Genomic DNA, 16,100 nt, shown 5'->3' on the forward strand with positions numbered 1-16,100 from the left:
TGGTGTTGAAATGTTTGGTGTTGAAATGTTCCGTAAGCTTCTAGACGAAGGCCGTGCGGGTGAGAACGTTGGTGTTCTTCTGCGTGGTACTAAGCGTGACGAAGTTGAGCGTGGTCAAGTACTGGCGAAGCCTGGTTCAATCACTCCGCACACCAAGTTCGAATCAGAAGTATACGTACTAGGTAAAGACGAAGGCGGCCGTCATACGCCGTTCTTCAAAGGTTATCGTCCACAGTTCTACTTCCGTACAACTGACGTGACCGGTACTATCGAACTGCCAGAAGGCGTTGAGATGGTTATGCCTGGTGACAACATCAAGATGGTTGTTGAGCTGATCGCACCTATCGCGATGGACGAAGGTCTACGCTTCGCTATCCGTGAAGGTGGCCGTACTGTAGGTGCCGGTGTTGTTGCTAACATCATCGCTTAATTTGATAGACATCTAGTCTTATCAATAGAAGGGAGCGCATTGCGCTCCTTTTTTTTCCTCTTTAATCGCCCGATACAGATATAAATAAGTCTTTCATCAATAACCAAGCGTTATATAAAAAACCTTTACCTTAAACGCAATGTAAACTATTCTCGTTATAGTTCATTTTTTGAGATGACTGAGATGTTAGTTTGTATTTGTCACAGCGTATCAGATAAAACCATTAAGCATTGGGTGCGCCAGCAAGGCGTCACCAGTATTCGCGAACTTCGTCAACTGACGCCTCTTGGATCTCAATGTGGTAAATGTGTGCGCCACGCTAAAGAGGTTATATACAACGAGAGTCAGCTTATCACATTGCAAAAAGCGAGCTAATAAGCGGTCAATATTTGACAGCCTCCTTATGGGTTCTACATTTGTAAAGTAGAACCCATAAGGAGGCTATTGCCATGAAAGGCGATCCAAAATCTATAGCGTTTCTCAACACGGTACTTGGCAATGAACTTGTTGCTATTAATCAGTACTTTCTTCATGCGCGCATGCTTAAAGACTGGGGGTTAAAAGTCATCGCGGATAAAGAATATGAAGAGTCGATCGATGAGATGAAGCATGCCGACAAGCTGATTGAAAGAATATTATTTCTTGAGGGAACCCCGAACCTCCAAGATCTTGGCAAACTGAGAATTGGTGAAGATACGCAAGAAATCTTTGAATGTGATTTGGCGATTGAAATGCAAGCCCATGAGGATTTAAAAGAGGCCATTGCTTACACAGAGAGCATCAGAGATTTTGTCTCTCGTGATCTGTTTCAATACATTCTTGATGACGAAGAAGAGCATATCGATTGGTTAGAGACCCAGATTGGCTTAATTGATAAGGTCGGCATCGCCAACTATAATCAAGCTCAGATCATCGAAGATGCCAGCGAAAAAGGTTAGGTTAAAACAGTCATCCCGCCTTGACGATGAAAAACGTGCCAGAGAGGCGCGTTTTTTTATGGCGTGTTTTTGACCAACGCTTGCAAAGCCATTGCGTATCGGTATAATGCCCGTCACTGCTTAAGTCATTGCGACTTCCGACGCAGTTGTGAACCAATGAGCATCGAGGAATGGAACAGTAAACTGTTCGTTTAATGTATACTCCGCTTATGTTCGCAGTCATAGAATAATGGCTGACAATGTGCCTAATTTTGGCACTACGGTTTCACATAAATTAATCGGCATTCCCTCGCCTTAGTGAGAAGGAATGGCGATATTGTTTGTGTAAATATTTTAGAATTTGGAGCTCTGTCTCATGCAGAACCAACGTATCCGTATCCGCCTGAAGGCGTTCGATCATCGTTTGATCGATCAGTCTACAGCGGAAATCGTTGAAACCGCTAAGCGCACTGGCGCACAGGTTAAGGGACCTATTCCTTTGCCTACTCGTAAAGAGCGCTTCACCGTTCTTATTTCTCCGCACGTAAACAAAGACGCACGTGACCAGTACGAAATTCGTACTCACAAACGTCTGATCGACATCGTTGAGCCAACAGACAAAACTGTTGACGCTTTGATGCGTCTTGACCTTGCTGCGGGCGTTGATGTTCAAATCAGCCTGGGTTAAGGGGGAGTAGATAATGATTGGTCTAGTCGGTCGTAAAGTCGGTATGACTCGTATCTTCAACGAAGATGGCGTTTCTATCCCGGTTACCGTAGTTGAAGTTGAAGCAAACCGTGTTGCTCAGGTACGTAAACCTGAAGTTGACGGGTATGCAGCAATTCAAATCACTACAGGCGAGAAGAAAGCAAGCCGTGTAAACAAGGCACAAGCTGGTCACTTTGCGAAAGCAGGTGTTGAAGCAGGCCGCGGTTTGTGGGAATTCCGTTTGGAAAATGATGAACAGTACGAAGTTGGCGCTGAGCTAAACGTAGAACTGTTTAACGAAATCAAAAAAGTAGACGTTACTGGCACGTCGAAGGGTAAGGGCTTCCAAGGCGGCGTTAAGCGTTGGAACTTCCGTACTCAAGATATGAGCCACGGTAACTCTTTGTCTCACCGTGCTCCTGGTTCTATCGGTCAATGTCAGACTCCAGGTCGCGTATTCAAAGGCAAAAAAATGGCAGGTCATATGGGTGCTGAGCGTGTAACGACTCAAAACCTAGAGATCGTACGTGTTGACGCTGAGCGCAATCTGCTTCTTATTAAAGGTGCAGTCCCAGGTGCGACAGGTGGCAACGTGATCGTTAAACCAGCCGTTAAAGCGTAACGTCGAGGAGATAGTAATGGAATTGGTAGTCAAAGGCGCCGACGCGCTAACTGTTTCCGAAACTACCTTCGGGCGTGAATTCAACGAATCCCTGGTACACCAGGTAGTCGTTGCATACGCAGCTGGTGCCCGTCAAGGTACTCGCGCTCAGAAAACTCGTTCAGACGTATCTGGTGGCGGTGCTAAGCCATGGCGTCAGAAGGGTACTGGTCGCGCCCGTGCAGGTACAATCCGCAGCCCAATTTGGCGCAGCGGTGGTGTCACTTTCGCAGCTCGTCCTCAGGACCATAGCCAGAAAGTAAACAAAAAGATGTACCGCGGTGCTCTTAAGAGCATCCTATCAGAGCTAGTTCGTCAAGAGCGTTTAATCGTGGTTGATAACTTCTCTGTTGAAGCACCAAAAACTAAAGAGCTTGTCGCTAAGCTGAAAGAGCTTGAGCTAAGCGACGTTCTGATCGTCACTGCCGAAGTTGATGAGAACCTGTTCCTTGCGGCACGTAACCTGTATAAGGTTGACGTACGCGATGCAGATACCATCGACCCAGTTAGCTTGATCGCATTCGACAAAGTCGTGATGACTGCAGATGCAGTTAAACAAGTTGAGGAGATGCTGGCATGATCACTGAAGAGCGTATCCTAAAAGTTCTGCGTGCTCCGCACATCTCTGAAAAAGCGACGATGGCCGCTGAAAACAACAACACTGTTGTGTTTAAAGTAGCTAAAGAAGCAACGAAAAAAGAGATCAAAGCGGCAGTTGAAAAACTGTTCGAAGTTGAAGTGAAGTCTGTTCGTACCCTTCTCGTTAAGGGTAAGACCAAACGTCAAGGTATGCGTGAAGGCCGTCGTAGCGACTGGAAAAAAGCGTATGTTGCCTTGAAAGAAGGTCAGGACATCGACTTCGTTGGCGGCGCTGAGTAAGACGGAGGAGTAAAAGCAAATGGCTATTATGAAATGTAAGCCGACTTCACCGGGTCGTCGTCACCTTGTTAAAGTGGTTAACCATGATCTTTATAAAGGTAAACCATATGCACCACTGCTAGAGAAAAACTCTAAGTCAGGCGGTCGCAATAACAACGGTCGAATCACAGTGCGTCACATCGGTGGTGGTCACAAGCATCATTACCGTGTAATTGACTTCAAACGTACTAAAGACGGTATCCCAGCGAAAGTTGAGCGTCTTGAGTATGATCCAAACCGTAGTGCAAACATTGCGCTTGTACTGTATACGGATGGTGAACGTCGTTACATTATCGCACCGAAAGGCCTAAAAGCCGGTGATCAGATTCAATCTGGTGCAGATGCAGCAATCAAGGTAGGTAACAGCCTGCCAATGCGTAACATCCCAGTGGGTTCTACTATCCACAACATCGAGTTGAAACCTGGTAAAGGTGCTCAGCTTGCTCGTTCTGCGGGTGCTTATGCACAGATCGTTGCTCGTGACGGCGCGTACGTCACACTCCGCCTGCGCAGCGGTGAAATGCGCAAGGTTCTTGCTGAAGGTCGTGCGACCCTTGGTGAAGTGGGTAATTCAGAGCACATGCTACGCGAACTGGGTAAAGCCGGTGCCGCGCGCTGGAAAGGCGCACGTCCAAGCGTACGTGGTGTTGCAATGAACCCGGTTGATCACCCACACGGTGGTGGTGAAGGTCGTACCTCAGGTGGCCGTCATCCAGTAACACCTTGGGGTATGCCAACTAAAGGCTTCAAAACCCGTAAGAACAAACGTACCGACAAGTACATTGTACGTCGTCGTAACAAGTAATTATTATCAGAGGATAAGCCATGCCACGTTCTCTCAAGAAAGGTCCTTTTATTGACCTGCACTTGCTGAAGAAGGTAGAGAAAGCGGTGGAAAGCGGTGACAAGAAGCCTTTAAAGACTTGGTCCCGTCGTTCAATGATCATCCCACAGATGATCGGATTGACCATCGCTGTCCATAATGGTCGTCAGCACGTACCCGTTTTCGTTTCTGAAGAAATGATCGGTCACAAGCTCGGCGAGTTTGCACCAACACGTACTTATCGCGGCCACGCTGCTGATAAGAAAGCTAAGAAGCGTTAAGGGGTAAGAAATGGAAGCTATTGCTAAACATCGCTTTGCTCGTATCTCGCCTCAAAAAGCACGTTTGGTTGCGGATCAGGTGCGCGGTAAAGACGTAGCACAGGCACTGGAACTACTGACTTTCAGCGACAAAAAAGCTGCTGACTTGGTTAAGAAAGTGTTGGAATCTGCTATTGCAAACGCCGAGCATAACGAAGGTGCGGATATCGACGATTTAAGCGTCGCCAAAGTCTTCGTTGATGAAGGCCCAATCATGAAGCGTATTATGCCTCGTGCAAAAGGCCGTGCCGATCGCATCTTGAAGCGTTCTAGCCACATCACTGTTGTTGTAGCAGACCGCTAAGAGACGAGGAGATAAAGCAATGGGTCAAAAAGTACATCCTAATGGTATTCGTCTGGGCATTGTAAAGCCTTGGAATTCCACTTGGTTTGCTAATAACCAAGATTTCGCTGACAACCTAGACGGCGACTTTAAGGTACGTCAGTTCCTAACTAGTGAACTGAAAAAAGCGTCAGTATCTCGCATCGTTATCGAGCGTCCAGCTAAGAGTGTTCGTGTGACTATTCACACTGCGCGCCCTGGTGTGGTGATTGGTAAAAAAGGTGAAGATGTTGAGAAACTGCGCGCTCACGTTGCAAAACTGGCCGGTGTACCAGCGCAAATTAATATCGCTGAAGTACGTAAACCTGAGCTAGATGCGCAACTTGTTGGCGACAGCATCGCATCACAGCTAGAGCGTCGTGTTATGTTCCGTCGTGCCATGAAGCGCGCCGTACAAAACGCTATGCGCCTAGGTGCCAAAGGTATCAAAGTGGAAGTAAGCGGTCGTCTTGGCGGCGCTGAAATCGCTCGTACCGAGTGGTACCGTGAAGGACGTGTGCCATTGCACACGCTTCGTGCTGACATTGATTACGCAACTTCTTCTGCTCACACCCAGTACGGTGTTATCGGCATTAAAACCTGGATCTTCAAAGGCGAAGTCCTAGGTGGAATGGCTGAAGTAGAGCAAAAGGCTGACAAGCCGAAGAAGCAGCGTAAAGGCCGTAAGTAAGGAGTCTATCGATGCTTCAACCAAAACGTACTAAGTTCCGCAAGACTTTTAAAGGTCGTAACCGCGGTCTGGCGCACGGTACTGACGTAAGCTTCGGTACCTATGGCCTAAAAGCTGTTGGTCGCGGTCGTATCACTGCGCGTCAAATTGAGGCGGCTCGTCGTGCGATGACTCGTCACATTAAACGTCAAGGCCAAATCTGGATTCGTGTCTTCCCCGACAAACCAATTACTGGTAAGCCGTTGGAAGTTCGTATGGGTAAGGGTAAAGGTTCAGTTGATTACTGGGTTGCCCAAATCCAACCAGGCAAAGTCCTGTACGAAATGGATGGTGTTCCTGAATCACTGGCTCGCGAAGCGTTTGAATTAGCTTCACGTAAGCTACCGATCAAAACCACTTTCGTAACTAAGGCGGTGATGTGATGAAAGCACAAGAACTACGTGAAAAGACTGTTGAGCAGCTGAATGAAGAGCTTATGGGTCTGCTACGTGAGCAGTTTAACCTGCGCATGCAAGCGGCTACAGGCCAACTTCAGCAAACTCACACTCTGAAAGCTGTTCGTCGCGATATCGCACGTGTAAAAACCGTACTGACTGAGAAGGCTAACGCATAATGAGCGAGAACATCCGCACTCAGCAAGGTCGCGTCATCAGCGACAAAGGCGATAAAACTATCGTCGTTGCTATCGAGCGTTTTGTGAAACACCCAATCTACGGTAAGTACATCAAGCGCACGAGTAAGCTACATGTACACGATGAATCTAACCAGTGTAACCAAGGTGATACTGTTGAGGTTCGTGAGTGTCGTCCAATTTCTAAGCGTAAGTCTTGGACATTGGTTCGCGTTGTTGAAAAATCACGCATCTAAGCGATTTTTCAGACAATAATAAGTCAAACGGCTCTCATTCGGGGGGCCGTTTATTTTTTATCTACCCATCTGGTCAAAATAGTGTTATTATTCGCCGCCCTTGTAAAAAGGCAGCCCGACCCGAGATGGGTCTAGATGTAATAACAGCGGAGCACTAACAATGATCCAAATGCAAAGTATGCTGGACGCAGCCGACAACTCCGGCGCTCGCAGTGTAATGTGTATTAAGGTTCTGGGTGGCTCTCACCGTCGTTACGCCCACGTTGGCGACATCATCAAAGTTACCGTTAAGGATTCAATTCCTCGCGGTAAAGTGAAAAAAGGTGATGTGCTTAAGGCGGTGGTAGTTCGCACCCGTAAAGGCGTACGTCGTCCAGACGGCTCTGTCATTCGCTTCGACCGCAATGCTTGCGTGTTGTTGAACAACACGAACGAGCAACTAGTCGGCACACGTATCTTTGGCCCTGTGACACGTGAACTTCGTAACGAGAAGTTTATGAAAATTGTGTCTCTGGCGCCTGAAGTTCTGTAAGGAGCGATCTCATGGCAGCTAAAATCCGTCGTAACGACGAAGTTATCGTTCTTGCCGGTAAAGATAAAGGCAAGAAAGGTAAAGTATCTAAGGTTCTACCAACCGGTAAAGTTATCGTTGAAGGTATTAACCTCGTGAAGAAGCACCAGAAGCCGGTTCCGGCTCTGGGCACTCAAGGTGGCATTGTTGAACAAGAAGCCGCTATTGATGTTTCTAACGTGGCTATCTTTAACGCAGCAGCTGGTAAAGGTGACCGTGTAGGCTTCCGATTTGAAGACGGCAAAAAAGTGCGTTTTTTCAAGTCGAATGGCGAAACTATTAAGTAATTCTGGAGTAGTACAATGGCGAAACTGCATGATTACTACAAAGAGACAGTTGTAGCTGAGCTATCTAAGCAATTTGGTTACAAAAGCATCATGCAAGTCCCAGGGATCGAGAAGATCACCCTTAACATGGGTGTGGGCGAAGCTCTGAACGACAAAAAACTGCTTGAAAATGCAGCTGCTGATATGACCGCGATTTCTGGTCAAAAGCCGCTCATCACTAAAGCACGTAAGTCAGTCGCAGGCTTCAAGATCCGTGAGGGCTACCCAATTGGTTGTAAAGTAACCCTACGTGGCGAGCGTATGTGGGACTTCTTCGAGCGCTTAATCGCGATCGCAGTTCCTCGTATCCGTGATTTCCGTGGCCTGAACCCGAAAGCGTTCGATGGTCGTGGTAACTACAGCATGGGCGTTCGCGAGCAAATCATCTTCCCTGAGATTGACTATGACAAAGTCGATCGTATCCGTGGTCTTGATATTACTATCACTACTACTGCAGGTACAGATGAGGAAGGTCGAGCTCTGCTGGCTGCCTTTAACTTCCCATTCCGTAAGTAAGGTGAAGGGTTACTGTTATGGCTAAAAAATCGATGAAAGCACGTGATGTAAAACGTGCGAAGCTCGCAGCGCGCTACGCTGAAAAGCGTGCCAACCTGCGTGCGACCATTAAAAGTGTCAACACGTCAGACGAAGAGCGTTGGGACGCAGTCCTGAAGCTTCAGTCGCTACCGCGTGATTCTGCGAAGTCTCGTCAGCGTAACCGCTGCAACCAGACTGGTCGTCCACATGGCTACCTACGCAAATTCGGCCTAAGCCGAATCAAGGTTCGTGAAGCTTGCATGAAAGGCGAGATTCCGGGTCTGCGTAAGGCAAGCTGGTAATTGAATCACGGGAGTAAAGACTTATGAGCATGCAAGATCCGATTTCGGATATGCTGACCCGCTTACGCAACGGTCAGACAGCAAAGAAAGTTGCTGTTAAAATGCCTTCGTCAAAGCTAAAGGTGGCAATTGCTGAGCTACTAAAAGCAGAAGGTTACGTGGCTGATGTCGCAGTAAATAGCGACGACAAGCCTGAACTGGAAGTGACGTTGAAATACTTCGAATCTAAACCAGTTATCGAGCAAATCCAACGAGTTAGCCGTCCGGGCCTGCGCATCTACAAAAAGAAAGATGAGTTGCCTTCAGTGATGGGTGGCCTTGGTATTGCGGTTGTATCAACTTCGAAAGGTTTGATGACCGATCGCGCAGCTCGCAAAGCGGGTCTGGGCGGTGAAATCATCTGCTACGTAGCGTAATAAGGAGTAGGAAATGTCTCGTGTTGCAAAAGCACCTGTCGTAGTTCCTGCCGGCGTAGAGGTGAAACTTGACGGTCAGGACATCACTGTAAAAGGAAGCAAAGGCGAACTTAGCCGCACGCTTCACGATATGGTGGCAGTAAACCAAGAAGAAAACACCATTACCTTCGCACCAAGTGTGGAACACGCTAAAGCATGGGCTCATGCTGGTACAGCGCGCGCACTGGTCAACAGCATGGTTGTTGGTGTAACAGAAGGCTTTACCAAGAAACTGATCCTGAAAGGTGTTGGTTATCGTGCAAACATTGCCGGTAACAAACTTAACCTGACACTTGGTTTCTCTCACCCGGTAGAACACGTTCTGCCTGAGGGTGTAAAAGCAGAGTGCCCAAGCCAAACTGAAATTGTTATCAGCGGTGCTGATAAACAAGCAGTTGGCCAGGTTGCTGCTGAAATCCGCGCATACCGCAAGCCAGAGCCTTACAAAGGTAAAGGTGTTCGTTACGCTGACGAAGCTGTGCGTACTAAAGAAGCTAAGAAGAAGTAAGGTAACACTATGGATAAGAAAGCATCTCGTATCCGTCGTGCGACCAAAGCACGACGCAAGATCGCGGAAATGGGTGCGACTCGCCTGGTGGTACACCGTACTCCACGTCATGTGTACGCACAGGTTATCGCTGGTAATGGCGCGGAAGTTATCGCCGCCGCTTCTACCGTAGAAAAAGCGATCCGTGAACAAGTTAAGAGCACCGGGAACAAAGACGCCGCTGCAGCCGTGGGTAAGATCATTGCTGAGCGAGCGAAGGAAAAAGGCATCGAAGCTGTTGCTTTTGACCGTTCCGGTTTCCAATACCACGGCCGTGTGGCTGCACTGGCAGATGCTGCCCGTGAAGCTGGTCTGAAATTCTAAGGTAGGTGGAAGATGGCTAACGATAAACAACAAAGTGATTTGCATGAGAAGCTGATCGCTGTAAACCGTGTATCTAAGACGGTTAAAGGTGGTCGCATCTTTACCTTCACCGCACTAACAGTGGTAGGTGATGGTAACGGTCGCGTTGGTTTCGGTTACGGTAAAGCCCGTGAAGTACCAGCAGCGATCCAGAAATCAATGGAAAAGGCGCGTCGTAACATGATTACTATCGCGCTGAACGACGGTACCCTGCACCATGCTGTAAAAGGCCGCCACACTGGTTCTAAAGTGTATATGCAGCCAGCATCAGATGGTACAGGTATCATCGCAGGTGGTGCGATGCGTGCCGTGCTTGAAGTAGCAGGCGTCCAAAACGTTCTGGCGAAAGCATACGGTTCTACCAACCCAATCAACATCGTTCGTGCAACGATCGATGGCCTGGGTGGTACGAAGTCTCCAGAAATGGTAGCTGCTAAACGTGGCATGCCTGTTAACGAAATTCTGGGGTAATCGACATGGCTAAGACAATTAAAGTAACTCAGACTCGTAGCGTTATCGGCCGTTTGCCGAAACACAAAGCGACCCTGCGTGGCTTGGGCCTACGTCGCATCAACCACACTGTTGAACTTGAAGATACACCGTGTATTCGCGGTATGATCAACAAAGTCAACTACATGGTTAAAGTGGAGGAGTAATCACATGCGTTTGAATACTCTATCTCCGGCTGCAGGCTCAAAGCCTTCTGCGAAGCGTGTAGGCCGTGGTATTGGTTCAGGCCTGGGTAAAACCGGTGGCCGTGGTCACAAAGGTCAGAAATCACGTTCAGGTGGTTCAGTACGCCCAGGTTTCGAAGGCGGTCAAATGCCTTTGAAACAGCGTCTGCCAAAATTCGGTTTTACTTCGCGTAAAGGCCTGACTTCAGCTGAGGTTCGTTTAGGCGAGCTGGCTAAAGTTGATGGTGACGTCGTAAGCCTTGAGTCGCTAAAAGCGGCAAACGTTGTTGCACAAGACACTCGTACGGCGAAAATCGTACTGTCTGGCGAAATCGCTCGTGCAGTAACCGTTAAAGGTGTTCGTGTCACTAAAGGCGCTAAAGCGGCAATCGAAGCTGCAGGCGGTAAAATCGAGGAATAATTAGCTCGAGGACGAGGTACAGATGGCAAAACAACCAGGACAAAACTTCAGTAGTGCAAAAGGCGGAGTTGCGGAGCTGAAAAGTCGCCTACTTTTTGTAGCAATGGCATTATTGGTATTCCGTGCCGGCTCTTTTGTGCCCATTCCTGGTATTGACGCTGCTGTACTTGCCGATCTGTTCGAACAGCAACAAGGGACCATCATTGACTTGGTTAACATGTTCTCTGGTGGTGCCCTTGAGCGTGCCTCGATACTGGCACTGGGCATTATGCCGTATATTTCGGCGTCGATTATTGTTCAGTTATTGTCAGTCGTTCATCCCGCATTAGCGGAATTGAAAAAAGAGGGTGAGTCTGGTCGTCGTAAGATAAACCAGTACACTCGCTACGGCACGTTGGTGTTGGCAACGTTCCAAGCAATTGGAATCGCGACCGGGTTACCAAGTATGATGCCGGGTCTGGTGATTAATCCAGGTCCTGCGTTTTACTTTACTGCGGTAGTTAGTTTGGTGACCGGTACCATGTTTTTGATGTGGTTAGGTGAACAAATTACCGAGCGCGGCATTGGTAACGGTATTTCGTTGATTATTTTCACCGGGATCGTCGCGGGTCTGCCACCCGCAATTGGACAGACAATAGAGCAAGCGCGTCAAGGCGACATGTCTCCGCTTCTCTTGCTAGGTATCGCAGTTATCGTATTGGCTGTCGTCTACTTTGTGGTCTTCATGGAGCGTGGTCAACGTCGTATCGTTGTTAACTACGCTAAGCGGCAACAAGGTCGTCGTGTTTTTGCAGCGCAAAGCACGCATCTGCCTCTTAAGATCAACATGGCAGGCGTTATTCCTGCGATTTTTGCATCAAGTATCATTCTGTTCCCTGGCACGCTTGCTAACTGGTTTGGTAAGGGTGATCAGACAAGCTGGCTGACCGATGTGTCTTTGGCACTGAGTCCGGGACAACCAGCGTATGTGATACTTTATGCGGCAGCGATTATCTTCTTCTGCTTTTTCTATACGGCGTTGGTATTTAACCCGCGAGAAACTGCAGATAACTTGAAGAAGTCAGGGGCGTTCGTACCTGGTATTCGCCCGGGTGAGCAGACTGCTAGATACATTGATAAAGTAATGACACGTTTGACCCTAGCGGGCGCCATGTATATTACCTTTATCTGTCTGATCCCCGAGTTCATGATGATTGCGTGGGATGTCCACTTTTACTTTGGTGGTACATCACTACTTATCGTAGTAGTCGTAATCATGGACTTTATGGCTCAAGTTCAGACTCATTTGATGTCTCAACAATATGAGTCCGTGTTGAAAAAAGCCAACCTAAAAGGCTACGGCCGCTAATAGGTTGTCTATTTACGGAGTTTAGCAATGAAAGTTCGTGCTTCCGTTAAGAAAATCTGCCGTAACTGTAAAGTGATCAAACGTAACGGTACCGTTCGTGTGATCTGCAGTGAGCCAAAGCACAAGCAACGCCAAGGCTAATAGCAGAATATTTTTCTTGCAAAATGAGGTCAGGCTGGCTACATTAGCCAGCCCACCTTTTGTATGTGCAAAAGAAGTGGCTATGCCGCTGCGTATCCTCGACGGGCTCTGCAGCGGTTCTACTTGAAAAGTACTAGGAGTGAATAGTGGCCCGTATAGCAGGCATTAACATTCCTGATCAAAAGCACGCTGTAATCGCATTGACTGCGATTTACGGTGTCGGCAAAACCACCTCTCAAGCTATTCTAGCTGATGTCGGTATTGCTGAAAGCACTAAGATCAGTGAACTATCAGAAGAACAGATCGACCAATTGCGTGACGGTGTGGCTAAATACACCGTAGAAGGCGATCTACGTCGTGAAATTTCCATGAACATCAAGCGTCTTATGGACCTTGGTTGTTACCGCGGTTTGCGTCATCGTCGCAGCTTGCCACTTCGTGGCCAGCGTACGAAGACCAACGCTCGTACCCGTAAGGGTCCGCGCAAACCGATCAAGAAATAATCGGGGTAGGTGAGTACTATGGCTAAACAAGCAACTCGTGCACGCAAACGCGTACGCAAGCAAGTCGCTGATGGCGTTGCGCACATTCATGCGTCTTTCAATAACACAATCGTGACGATTTCTGACCGTCAAGGCAATGCTCTAGCATGGGCAACTGCCGGTGGTTCAGGCTTCCGTGGCTCTCGTAAGTCAACTCCATACGCTGCGCAGGTTGCTGCTGAGCGTTGTGGTGAAATGGCTAAAGAGTACGGCCTGAAAAACCTCGAAGTGATGGTTAAAGGTCCAGGTCCAGGCCGCGAGTCTACTATTCGTGCCCTGAACGCTGCGGGCTTCCGCATCACTAACATTGTCGATGCGACGCCAATCCCGCATAACGGTTGTCGTCCACCTAAGAAACGCCGCGTTTAATACGCACTAGCGCTGTTTCTTAGAATATTGGAGAAAGATCATGGCAAGATATTTGGGTCCTAAGCTGAAGCTTAGCCGTCGCGAAGGTACTGACTTGTTCCTTAAGTCAGGCGTACGCGCGATTGATACCAAGTGTAAAATCGATAACGTCCCAGGCGTTCACGGTCAGCGTCGCGGCCGTTTGTCTGACTATGGCGTTCAGCTTCGTGAGAAGCAAAAAGTTCGTCGTATGTACGGCGTAATGGAAAAGCAGTTCCGTAACTACTATAAAGACGCTGCCCGCATCAAGGGCAATACAGGTGAAAACCTGCTTCAGCTTCTTGAAGGTCGTCTAGATAACGTAGTTTACCGCATGGGCTTTGGTGCCACTCGCGCCGAATCACGTCAGCTGGTAAGCCACAAAGCGATCCTAGTTAACGGCAAAGTTGTTAACGTACCTTCTTTCAAGGTTTCGGCAAACGACGTGGTTAGCATTCGCGAGAAGGCGAAGAACCAGGCGCGCATTAAAGCAGCTCTAGAAGTTGCGGCACAGCGCGAACTGCCAACTTGGATCGAAGTAGACAGCAAGAAGATGGAAGGCACATTCAAACGCCTACCAGAGCGTTCTGATTTGTCTGCTGACATCAACGAACACCTGATCGTCGAGCTTTACTCTAAGTAAAGCTGAACTAAAGAGAGGACATAATGCAGGGTTCTGTAACAGAATTTCTTAAGCCGCGTCTGGTTGATATTGAACAAGTTAGCTCGACGCACGCAAAAGTAACTCTTGAACCTCTAGAGCGTGGCTTTGGCCATACTCTGGGGAATGCGCTACGTCGTATCCTACTTTCATCTATGCCAGGCTGTGCGGTGACGGAAGTTGAAATTGACGGCGTATTGCACGAGTACAGCACCAAAGAAGGGGTTCAGGAAGACATCCTGGAAATCCTACTTAACCTTAAAGGCCTAGCCGTTAAGGTTGAGGGTAAAGATGAAGTTATCCTTACTCTGACCAAGTCTGGTGCAGGCCCTGTTGTTGCAGGCGACATCACCCATGATGGTGGTGTTGAGATTGCGAACCCAGAACACGTTATCTGCCACCTGACTGATGCAAACGCGGAAATTAGCATGCGTATCAAGGTAGAACGTGGTCGTGGCTATGTACCAGCGTCTGCGCGTATCGATAGCGAAGACGACGAGCGTCCCATTGGTCGCCTACTTGTCGATGCAACGTTTAGCCCAGTAGATCGTATTGCTTACAATGTTGAAGCAGCACGTGTTGAACAGCGTACCGACCTTGATAAGTTAGTCATCGATATGGAAACTAACGGTACACTGGATCCTGAGGAAGCGATTCGCCGTGCGGCAACCATCCTAGCTGAACAGTTGGATGCGTTTGTTGATTTACGCGACGTACGTGTCCCTGAGGAGAAAGAAGAGAAGCCAGAGTTCGATCCGATCCTACTGCGTCCTGTAGACGATCTTGAACTAACTGTTCGCTCTGCAAACTGTTTGAAAGCAGAAGCGATTCACTATATCGGTGATCTGGTACAGCGTACTGAGGTTGAGCTTCTTAAAACACCAAACCTTGGTAAGAAGTCTTTGACAGAGATTAAAGACGTGCTGGCATCACGTGGTCTATCTCTAGGCATGCGCCTAGAAAACTGGCCGCCAGCATCAATCGCTGAAGATTAATCAGTTACTGATTATTTAGTTAGAAGGATTAGGTCATGCGCCATCGTAAGAGTGGTCGTCAACTCAATCGCAACAGCAGCCATCGTAAAGCGATGTTCAGCAACATGGCTAGCTCGCTGGTAACTCACGAAGTTATCAAAACAACTTTGCCTAAGGCAAAAGAGCTGCGTCGCGTTATTGAACCGTTGATTACCTTAGCTAAGAACGACAGTGTTGCTAACCGTCGTGTAGCGTTCGCTCGCACTCGTAACGACGAAGTAGTAGCGAAACTGTTTAATGAACTCGGCCCACGTTTTGCTTCACGTGCAGGCGGTTACACTCGCATTTTGAAATGCGGTGTTCGCTCAGGTGATAAAGCCCCTATGGCTTACATCGAGCTCGTAGATCGCCCAGAGCAAGACGCTGAGGAAGCTGCAGAATAAGTTATTTATTTTTGTAGTGCATTTAGAAAAGCCAGGCTTATGCCTGGCTTTTTCTTTATCTAAAATTATCTTTTTTACGTAAGCCGCGATATTGCATCAATGAGTAAAAATATTATTGGTGACGCTTTTCGTCACTCTAATCGTTCTAATAGATCTCGTCGGTGTTAAGAATAGCCGGACAGTTTTGAACAAAATACGCCCAATGTGGGGGCAAAGTCAGCAACAAGGTTTAATTTTGAACAAACAAAAAAGAAAATGAAATTTATTATTGACGGTTGTCACGTTTTCTCTAGAATGCAGCCTACTTAACGCGAAGACAACGCGTTAGGGGAATCAAAAAGAGGTTTTGTTTCGGCCCTAAGGGTTGAAAATAAAAGATAAAATCTCTTCTTGACTTTAACGGCAAGGCGCGTAAGATACGCAGCCCTGACCAAGCGAAGCGCAGCTTCGCACAGTCAACGCTCTTTAACAATTTGACCTATGCAATCTGTGTGGGCACTCGTTGAGAATAGACAAAAAGATTTATTCGATGAACTGAGTGACCAATACGAAACAACGTTTACGTTGTTCGGCACAGTCAATTCGTTTGTCTCGCAAGAGACGAACAAAACAGTATTTATCGAGCCGTTTGTCTTTTCTTTGGGAAAGCAAACACCAAAACTTTAATTGAAGAGTTTGATCATGGCTCAGATTGAACGCTGGCGGCAGGCCTAACACATGCAAGTCGAGCGGAAACGGCAGTATTGAAGC

Annotated in this window: 31 protein-coding genes and 1 rRNA gene; all 32 read left to right on the forward strand. The window is 47.9% G+C overall.

Going from position 1 to position 16,100, the window contains the following annotated elements; all coding sequences use genetic code 11:
- Window positions 1-430 (forward strand): EF-Tu/IF-2/RF-3 family GTPase (locus tag BZG75_RS14480; protein WP_338012831.1); only part of this gene is annotated, 430 nt, incomplete at its 5' end.
- A gap of 183 nt (window positions 431-613) precedes the next feature.
- Window positions 614-805 (forward strand): bacterioferritin-associated ferredoxin, encoded by a 192-nt coding sequence (gene bfd, locus BZG75_RS14485; RefSeq protein ID WP_021024461.1) that lies wholly within the window; start codon window positions 614-616, stop codon window positions 803-805.
- Window positions 806-879: 74 nt separating this feature from the next.
- On the forward strand, window positions 880-1,368 hold the full coding sequence (gene bfr / locus BZG75_RS14490) for a bacterioferritin (protein WP_021024462.1): 489 nt from the start codon (window positions 880-882) through the stop codon (window positions 1,366-1,368).
- 355 nt (window positions 1,369-1,723) lie between these two features.
- The gene (rpsJ, locus tag BZG75_RS14495) at window positions 1,724-2,035 is read left to right on the forward strand and encodes a 30S ribosomal protein S10 (protein ID WP_002541412.1); all 312 of its coding nucleotides are present in this window, start codon (window positions 1,724-1,726) and stop codon (window positions 2,033-2,035) included.
- Window positions 2,036-2,048: 13 nt separating this feature from the next.
- Window positions 2,049-2,678 (forward strand): 50S ribosomal protein L3, encoded by a 630-nt coding sequence (gene rplC / locus BZG75_RS14500; protein ID WP_021024463.1) that lies wholly within the window; start codon window positions 2,049-2,051, stop codon window positions 2,676-2,678.
- Between the two features lie 16 nt (window positions 2,679-2,694).
- Complete coding sequence (gene rplD / locus BZG75_RS14505; RefSeq protein ID WP_021024464.1) at window positions 2,695-3,297, forward strand: 50S ribosomal protein L4; 603 nt, start codon at window positions 2,695-2,697, stop codon at window positions 3,295-3,297.
- On the forward strand, window positions 3,294-3,596 hold the full coding sequence (gene rplW / locus BZG75_RS14510) for a 50S ribosomal protein L23 (protein ID WP_021024465.1): 303 nt from the start codon (window positions 3,294-3,296) through the stop codon (window positions 3,594-3,596). The genes rplD and rplW overlap by 4 nt, the downstream gene beginning before the upstream one ends.
- Window positions 3,597-3,615: 19 nt before the next feature.
- On the forward strand, window positions 3,616-4,440 hold the full coding sequence (rplB, locus tag BZG75_RS14515) for a 50S ribosomal protein L2 (RefSeq protein WP_021024466.1): 825 nt from the start codon (window positions 3,616-3,618) through the stop codon (window positions 4,438-4,440).
- A 20-nt stretch (window positions 4,441-4,460) separates the two neighbouring features.
- Window positions 4,461-4,739 (forward strand): 30S ribosomal protein S19, encoded by a 279-nt coding sequence (gene rpsS, locus BZG75_RS14520; RefSeq protein WP_021024467.1) that lies wholly within the window; start codon window positions 4,461-4,463, stop codon window positions 4,737-4,739.
- A 10-nt stretch (window positions 4,740-4,749) separates the two neighbouring features.
- Window positions 4,750-5,082, forward strand: coding sequence for a 50S ribosomal protein L22 (gene rplV / locus BZG75_RS14525; protein WP_021024468.1), 333 nt, complete (start codon window positions 4,750-4,752; stop codon window positions 5,080-5,082).
- Window positions 5,083-5,101: 19 nt separating this feature from the next.
- Window positions 5,102-5,791, forward strand: a complete 690-nt coding sequence (gene rpsC, locus BZG75_RS14530; RefSeq protein ID WP_021024469.1) for a 30S ribosomal protein S3 — start codon at window positions 5,102-5,104, stop codon at window positions 5,789-5,791.
- Window positions 5,792-5,802: 11 nt separating this feature from the next.
- On the forward strand, window positions 5,803-6,213 hold the full coding sequence (gene rplP / locus BZG75_RS14535) for a 50S ribosomal protein L16 (protein ID WP_021024470.1): 411 nt from the start codon (window positions 5,803-5,805) through the stop codon (window positions 6,211-6,213).
- A complete protein-coding gene (gene rpmC, locus BZG75_RS14540; protein WP_021024471.1) occupies window positions 6,213-6,404 on the forward strand; it encodes a 50S ribosomal protein L29 in 192 nt (63 codons plus the stop codon). The genes rplP and rpmC overlap by 1 nt, the downstream gene beginning before the upstream one ends.
- Entirely contained in the window at window positions 6,404-6,658 is a 255-nt protein-coding gene (gene rpsQ / locus BZG75_RS14545) for a 30S ribosomal protein S17 (protein WP_021024472.1), read from the forward strand. The genes rpmC and rpsQ overlap by 1 nt, the downstream gene beginning before the upstream one ends.
- Before the next feature lie 160 nt (window positions 6,659-6,818).
- Entirely contained in the window at window positions 6,819-7,190 is a 372-nt protein-coding gene (gene rplN / locus BZG75_RS14550; RefSeq protein WP_021024473.1) for a 50S ribosomal protein L14, read from the forward strand.
- An 11-nt stretch (window positions 7,191-7,201) separates the two neighbouring features.
- Window positions 7,202-7,516 (forward strand): 50S ribosomal protein L24, encoded by a 315-nt coding sequence (gene rplX / locus BZG75_RS14555; protein WP_021024474.1) that lies wholly within the window; start codon window positions 7,202-7,204, stop codon window positions 7,514-7,516.
- Between the two features lie 15 nt (window positions 7,517-7,531).
- Window positions 7,532-8,071: a 50S ribosomal protein L5 gene (rplE, locus tag BZG75_RS14560; protein WP_021024475.1), complete on the forward strand. Its 540-nt coding sequence runs from the start codon at window positions 7,532-7,534 to the stop codon at window positions 8,069-8,071.
- 17 nt (window positions 8,072-8,088) lie between these two features.
- Entirely contained in the window at window positions 8,089-8,394 is a 306-nt protein-coding gene (gene rpsN / locus BZG75_RS14565) for a 30S ribosomal protein S14 (RefSeq protein ID WP_021024476.1), read from the forward strand.
- A gap of 23 nt (window positions 8,395-8,417) precedes the next feature.
- A complete protein-coding gene (rpsH, locus tag BZG75_RS14570) occupies window positions 8,418-8,810 on the forward strand; it encodes a 30S ribosomal protein S8 (protein ID WP_021024477.1) in 393 nt (130 codons plus the stop codon).
- 13 nt (window positions 8,811-8,823) lie between these two features.
- Window positions 8,824-9,357, forward strand: a complete 534-nt coding sequence (gene rplF, locus BZG75_RS14575) for a 50S ribosomal protein L6 (protein ID WP_021024478.1) — start codon at window positions 8,824-8,826, stop codon at window positions 9,355-9,357.
- Window positions 9,358-9,366: 9 nt separating this feature from the next.
- Window positions 9,367-9,720: a 50S ribosomal protein L18 gene (gene rplR / locus BZG75_RS14580; protein WP_021024479.1), complete on the forward strand. Its 354-nt coding sequence runs from the start codon at window positions 9,367-9,369 to the stop codon at window positions 9,718-9,720.
- 12 nt (window positions 9,721-9,732) lie between these two features.
- On the forward strand, window positions 9,733-10,230 hold the full coding sequence (rpsE, locus tag BZG75_RS14585; RefSeq protein ID WP_021024480.1) for a 30S ribosomal protein S5: 498 nt from the start codon (window positions 9,733-9,735) through the stop codon (window positions 10,228-10,230).
- Window positions 10,231-10,235: 5 nt separating this feature from the next.
- Entirely contained in the window at window positions 10,236-10,415 is a 180-nt protein-coding gene (rpmD, locus tag BZG75_RS14590; protein ID WP_021024481.1) for a 50S ribosomal protein L30, read from the forward strand.
- Between the two features lie 4 nt (window positions 10,416-10,419).
- On the forward strand, window positions 10,420-10,854 hold the full coding sequence (rplO, locus tag BZG75_RS14595) for a 50S ribosomal protein L15 (protein WP_021024482.1): 435 nt from the start codon (window positions 10,420-10,422) through the stop codon (window positions 10,852-10,854).
- Window positions 10,855-10,876: 22 nt separating this feature from the next.
- On the forward strand, window positions 10,877-12,202 hold the full coding sequence (secY, locus tag BZG75_RS14600) for a preprotein translocase subunit SecY (RefSeq protein ID WP_025674307.1): 1,326 nt from the start codon (window positions 10,877-10,879) through the stop codon (window positions 12,200-12,202).
- Between the two features lie 27 nt (window positions 12,203-12,229).
- Complete coding sequence (rpmJ, locus tag BZG75_RS14605; protein WP_021024484.1) at window positions 12,230-12,343, forward strand: 50S ribosomal protein L36; 114 nt, start codon at window positions 12,230-12,232, stop codon at window positions 12,341-12,343.
- A 146-nt stretch (window positions 12,344-12,489) separates the two neighbouring features.
- Window positions 12,490-12,846, forward strand: coding sequence for a 30S ribosomal protein S13 (gene rpsM / locus BZG75_RS14610; protein WP_021024485.1), 357 nt, complete (start codon window positions 12,490-12,492; stop codon window positions 12,844-12,846).
- 18 nt (window positions 12,847-12,864) lie between these two features.
- A complete protein-coding gene (gene rpsK, locus BZG75_RS14615; protein WP_021024486.1) occupies window positions 12,865-13,254 on the forward strand; it encodes a 30S ribosomal protein S11 in 390 nt (129 codons plus the stop codon).
- A gap of 40 nt (window positions 13,255-13,294) precedes the next feature.
- Entirely contained in the window at window positions 13,295-13,915 is a 621-nt protein-coding gene (gene rpsD, locus BZG75_RS14620) for a 30S ribosomal protein S4 (protein ID WP_021024487.1), read from the forward strand.
- A gap of 23 nt (window positions 13,916-13,938) precedes the next feature.
- A complete protein-coding gene (locus tag BZG75_RS14625; RefSeq protein WP_077461926.1) occupies window positions 13,939-14,928 on the forward strand; it encodes a DNA-directed RNA polymerase subunit alpha in 990 nt (329 codons plus the stop codon).
- A 35-nt stretch (window positions 14,929-14,963) separates the two neighbouring features.
- Window positions 14,964-15,350 (forward strand): 50S ribosomal protein L17, encoded by a 387-nt coding sequence (gene rplQ, locus BZG75_RS14630; protein WP_021024489.1) that lies wholly within the window; start codon window positions 14,964-14,966, stop codon window positions 15,348-15,350.
- A gap of 663 nt (window positions 15,351-16,013) precedes the next feature.
- Window positions 16,014-16,100 (forward strand): 16S ribosomal RNA (locus tag BZG75_RS14635); the annotation flags it as partial.

The sequence above is a fragment of the Salinivibrio sp. AR640 genome, assembly GCF_001995405.1.
GTDB classification, from domain to species: domain Bacteria; phylum Pseudomonadota; class Gammaproteobacteria; order Enterobacterales; family Vibrionaceae; genus Salinivibrio; species Salinivibrio costicola.

Excerpts from the sequence above, each read along its gene's own strand:
- bfd (WP_021024461.1), top strand. The coding sequence starts at position 614 with ATGTTAGTTTGTATTTGTCACAGCGTATCAGATAAAACCATTAAGCAT.
- bfr (WP_021024462.1), top strand. The coding sequence starts at position 880 with ATGAAAGGCGATCCAAAATCTATAGCGTTTCTCAACACGGTACTTGGC.
- rpsJ (WP_002541412.1), top strand. The coding sequence starts at position 1,724 with ATGCAGAACCAACGTATCCGTATCCGCCTGAAGGCGTTCGATCATCGT.
- rplC (WP_021024463.1), top strand. The coding sequence starts at position 2,049 with ATGATTGGTCTAGTCGGTCGTAAAGTCGGTATGACTCGTATCTTCAAC.
- rplD (WP_021024464.1), top strand. The coding sequence starts at position 2,695 with ATGGAATTGGTAGTCAAAGGCGCCGACGCGCTAACTGTTTCCGAAACT.
- rplW (WP_021024465.1), top strand. The coding sequence starts at position 3,294 with ATGATCACTGAAGAGCGTATCCTAAAAGTTCTGCGTGCTCCGCACATC.
- rplB (WP_021024466.1), top strand. The coding sequence starts at position 3,616 with ATGGCTATTATGAAATGTAAGCCGACTTCACCGGGTCGTCGTCACCTT.
- rpsS (WP_021024467.1), top strand. The coding sequence starts at position 4,461 with ATGCCACGTTCTCTCAAGAAAGGTCCTTTTATTGACCTGCACTTGCTG.
- rplV (WP_021024468.1), top strand. The coding sequence starts at position 4,750 with ATGGAAGCTATTGCTAAACATCGCTTTGCTCGTATCTCGCCTCAAAAA.
- rpsC (WP_021024469.1), top strand. The coding sequence starts at position 5,102 with ATGGGTCAAAAAGTACATCCTAATGGTATTCGTCTGGGCATTGTAAAG.
- rplP (WP_021024470.1), top strand. The coding sequence starts at position 5,803 with ATGCTTCAACCAAAACGTACTAAGTTCCGCAAGACTTTTAAAGGTCGT.
- rpmC (WP_021024471.1), top strand. The coding sequence starts at position 6,213 with ATGAAAGCACAAGAACTACGTGAAAAGACTGTTGAGCAGCTGAATGAA.
- rpsQ (WP_021024472.1), top strand. The coding sequence starts at position 6,404 with ATGAGCGAGAACATCCGCACTCAGCAAGGTCGCGTCATCAGCGACAAA.
- rplN (WP_021024473.1), top strand. The coding sequence starts at position 6,819 with ATGATCCAAATGCAAAGTATGCTGGACGCAGCCGACAACTCCGGCGCT.
- rplX (WP_021024474.1), top strand. The coding sequence starts at position 7,202 with ATGGCAGCTAAAATCCGTCGTAACGACGAAGTTATCGTTCTTGCCGGT.
- rplE (WP_021024475.1), top strand. The coding sequence starts at position 7,532 with ATGGCGAAACTGCATGATTACTACAAAGAGACAGTTGTAGCTGAGCTA.
- rpsN (WP_021024476.1), top strand. The coding sequence starts at position 8,089 with ATGGCTAAAAAATCGATGAAAGCACGTGATGTAAAACGTGCGAAGCTC.
- rpsH (WP_021024477.1), top strand. The coding sequence starts at position 8,418 with ATGAGCATGCAAGATCCGATTTCGGATATGCTGACCCGCTTACGCAAC.
- rplF (WP_021024478.1), top strand. The coding sequence starts at position 8,824 with ATGTCTCGTGTTGCAAAAGCACCTGTCGTAGTTCCTGCCGGCGTAGAG.
- rplR (WP_021024479.1), top strand. The coding sequence starts at position 9,367 with ATGGATAAGAAAGCATCTCGTATCCGTCGTGCGACCAAAGCACGACGC.
- rpsE (WP_021024480.1), top strand. The coding sequence starts at position 9,733 with ATGGCTAACGATAAACAACAAAGTGATTTGCATGAGAAGCTGATCGCT.
- rpmD (WP_021024481.1), top strand. The coding sequence starts at position 10,236 with ATGGCTAAGACAATTAAAGTAACTCAGACTCGTAGCGTTATCGGCCGT.
- rplO (WP_021024482.1), top strand. The coding sequence starts at position 10,420 with ATGCGTTTGAATACTCTATCTCCGGCTGCAGGCTCAAAGCCTTCTGCG.
- secY (WP_025674307.1), top strand. The coding sequence starts at position 10,877 with ATGGCAAAACAACCAGGACAAAACTTCAGTAGTGCAAAAGGCGGAGTT.
- rpmJ (WP_021024484.1), top strand. The coding sequence starts at position 12,230 with ATGAAAGTTCGTGCTTCCGTTAAGAAAATCTGCCGTAACTGTAAAGTG.
- rpsK (WP_021024486.1), top strand. The coding sequence starts at position 12,865 with ATGGCTAAACAAGCAACTCGTGCACGCAAACGCGTACGCAAGCAAGTC.
- rpsD (WP_021024487.1), top strand. The coding sequence starts at position 13,295 with ATGGCAAGATATTTGGGTCCTAAGCTGAAGCTTAGCCGTCGCGAAGGT.
- BZG75_RS14625 (WP_077461926.1), top strand. The coding sequence starts at position 13,939 with ATGCAGGGTTCTGTAACAGAATTTCTTAAGCCGCGTCTGGTTGATATT.
- rplQ (WP_021024489.1), top strand. The coding sequence starts at position 14,964 with ATGCGCCATCGTAAGAGTGGTCGTCAACTCAATCGCAACAGCAGCCAT.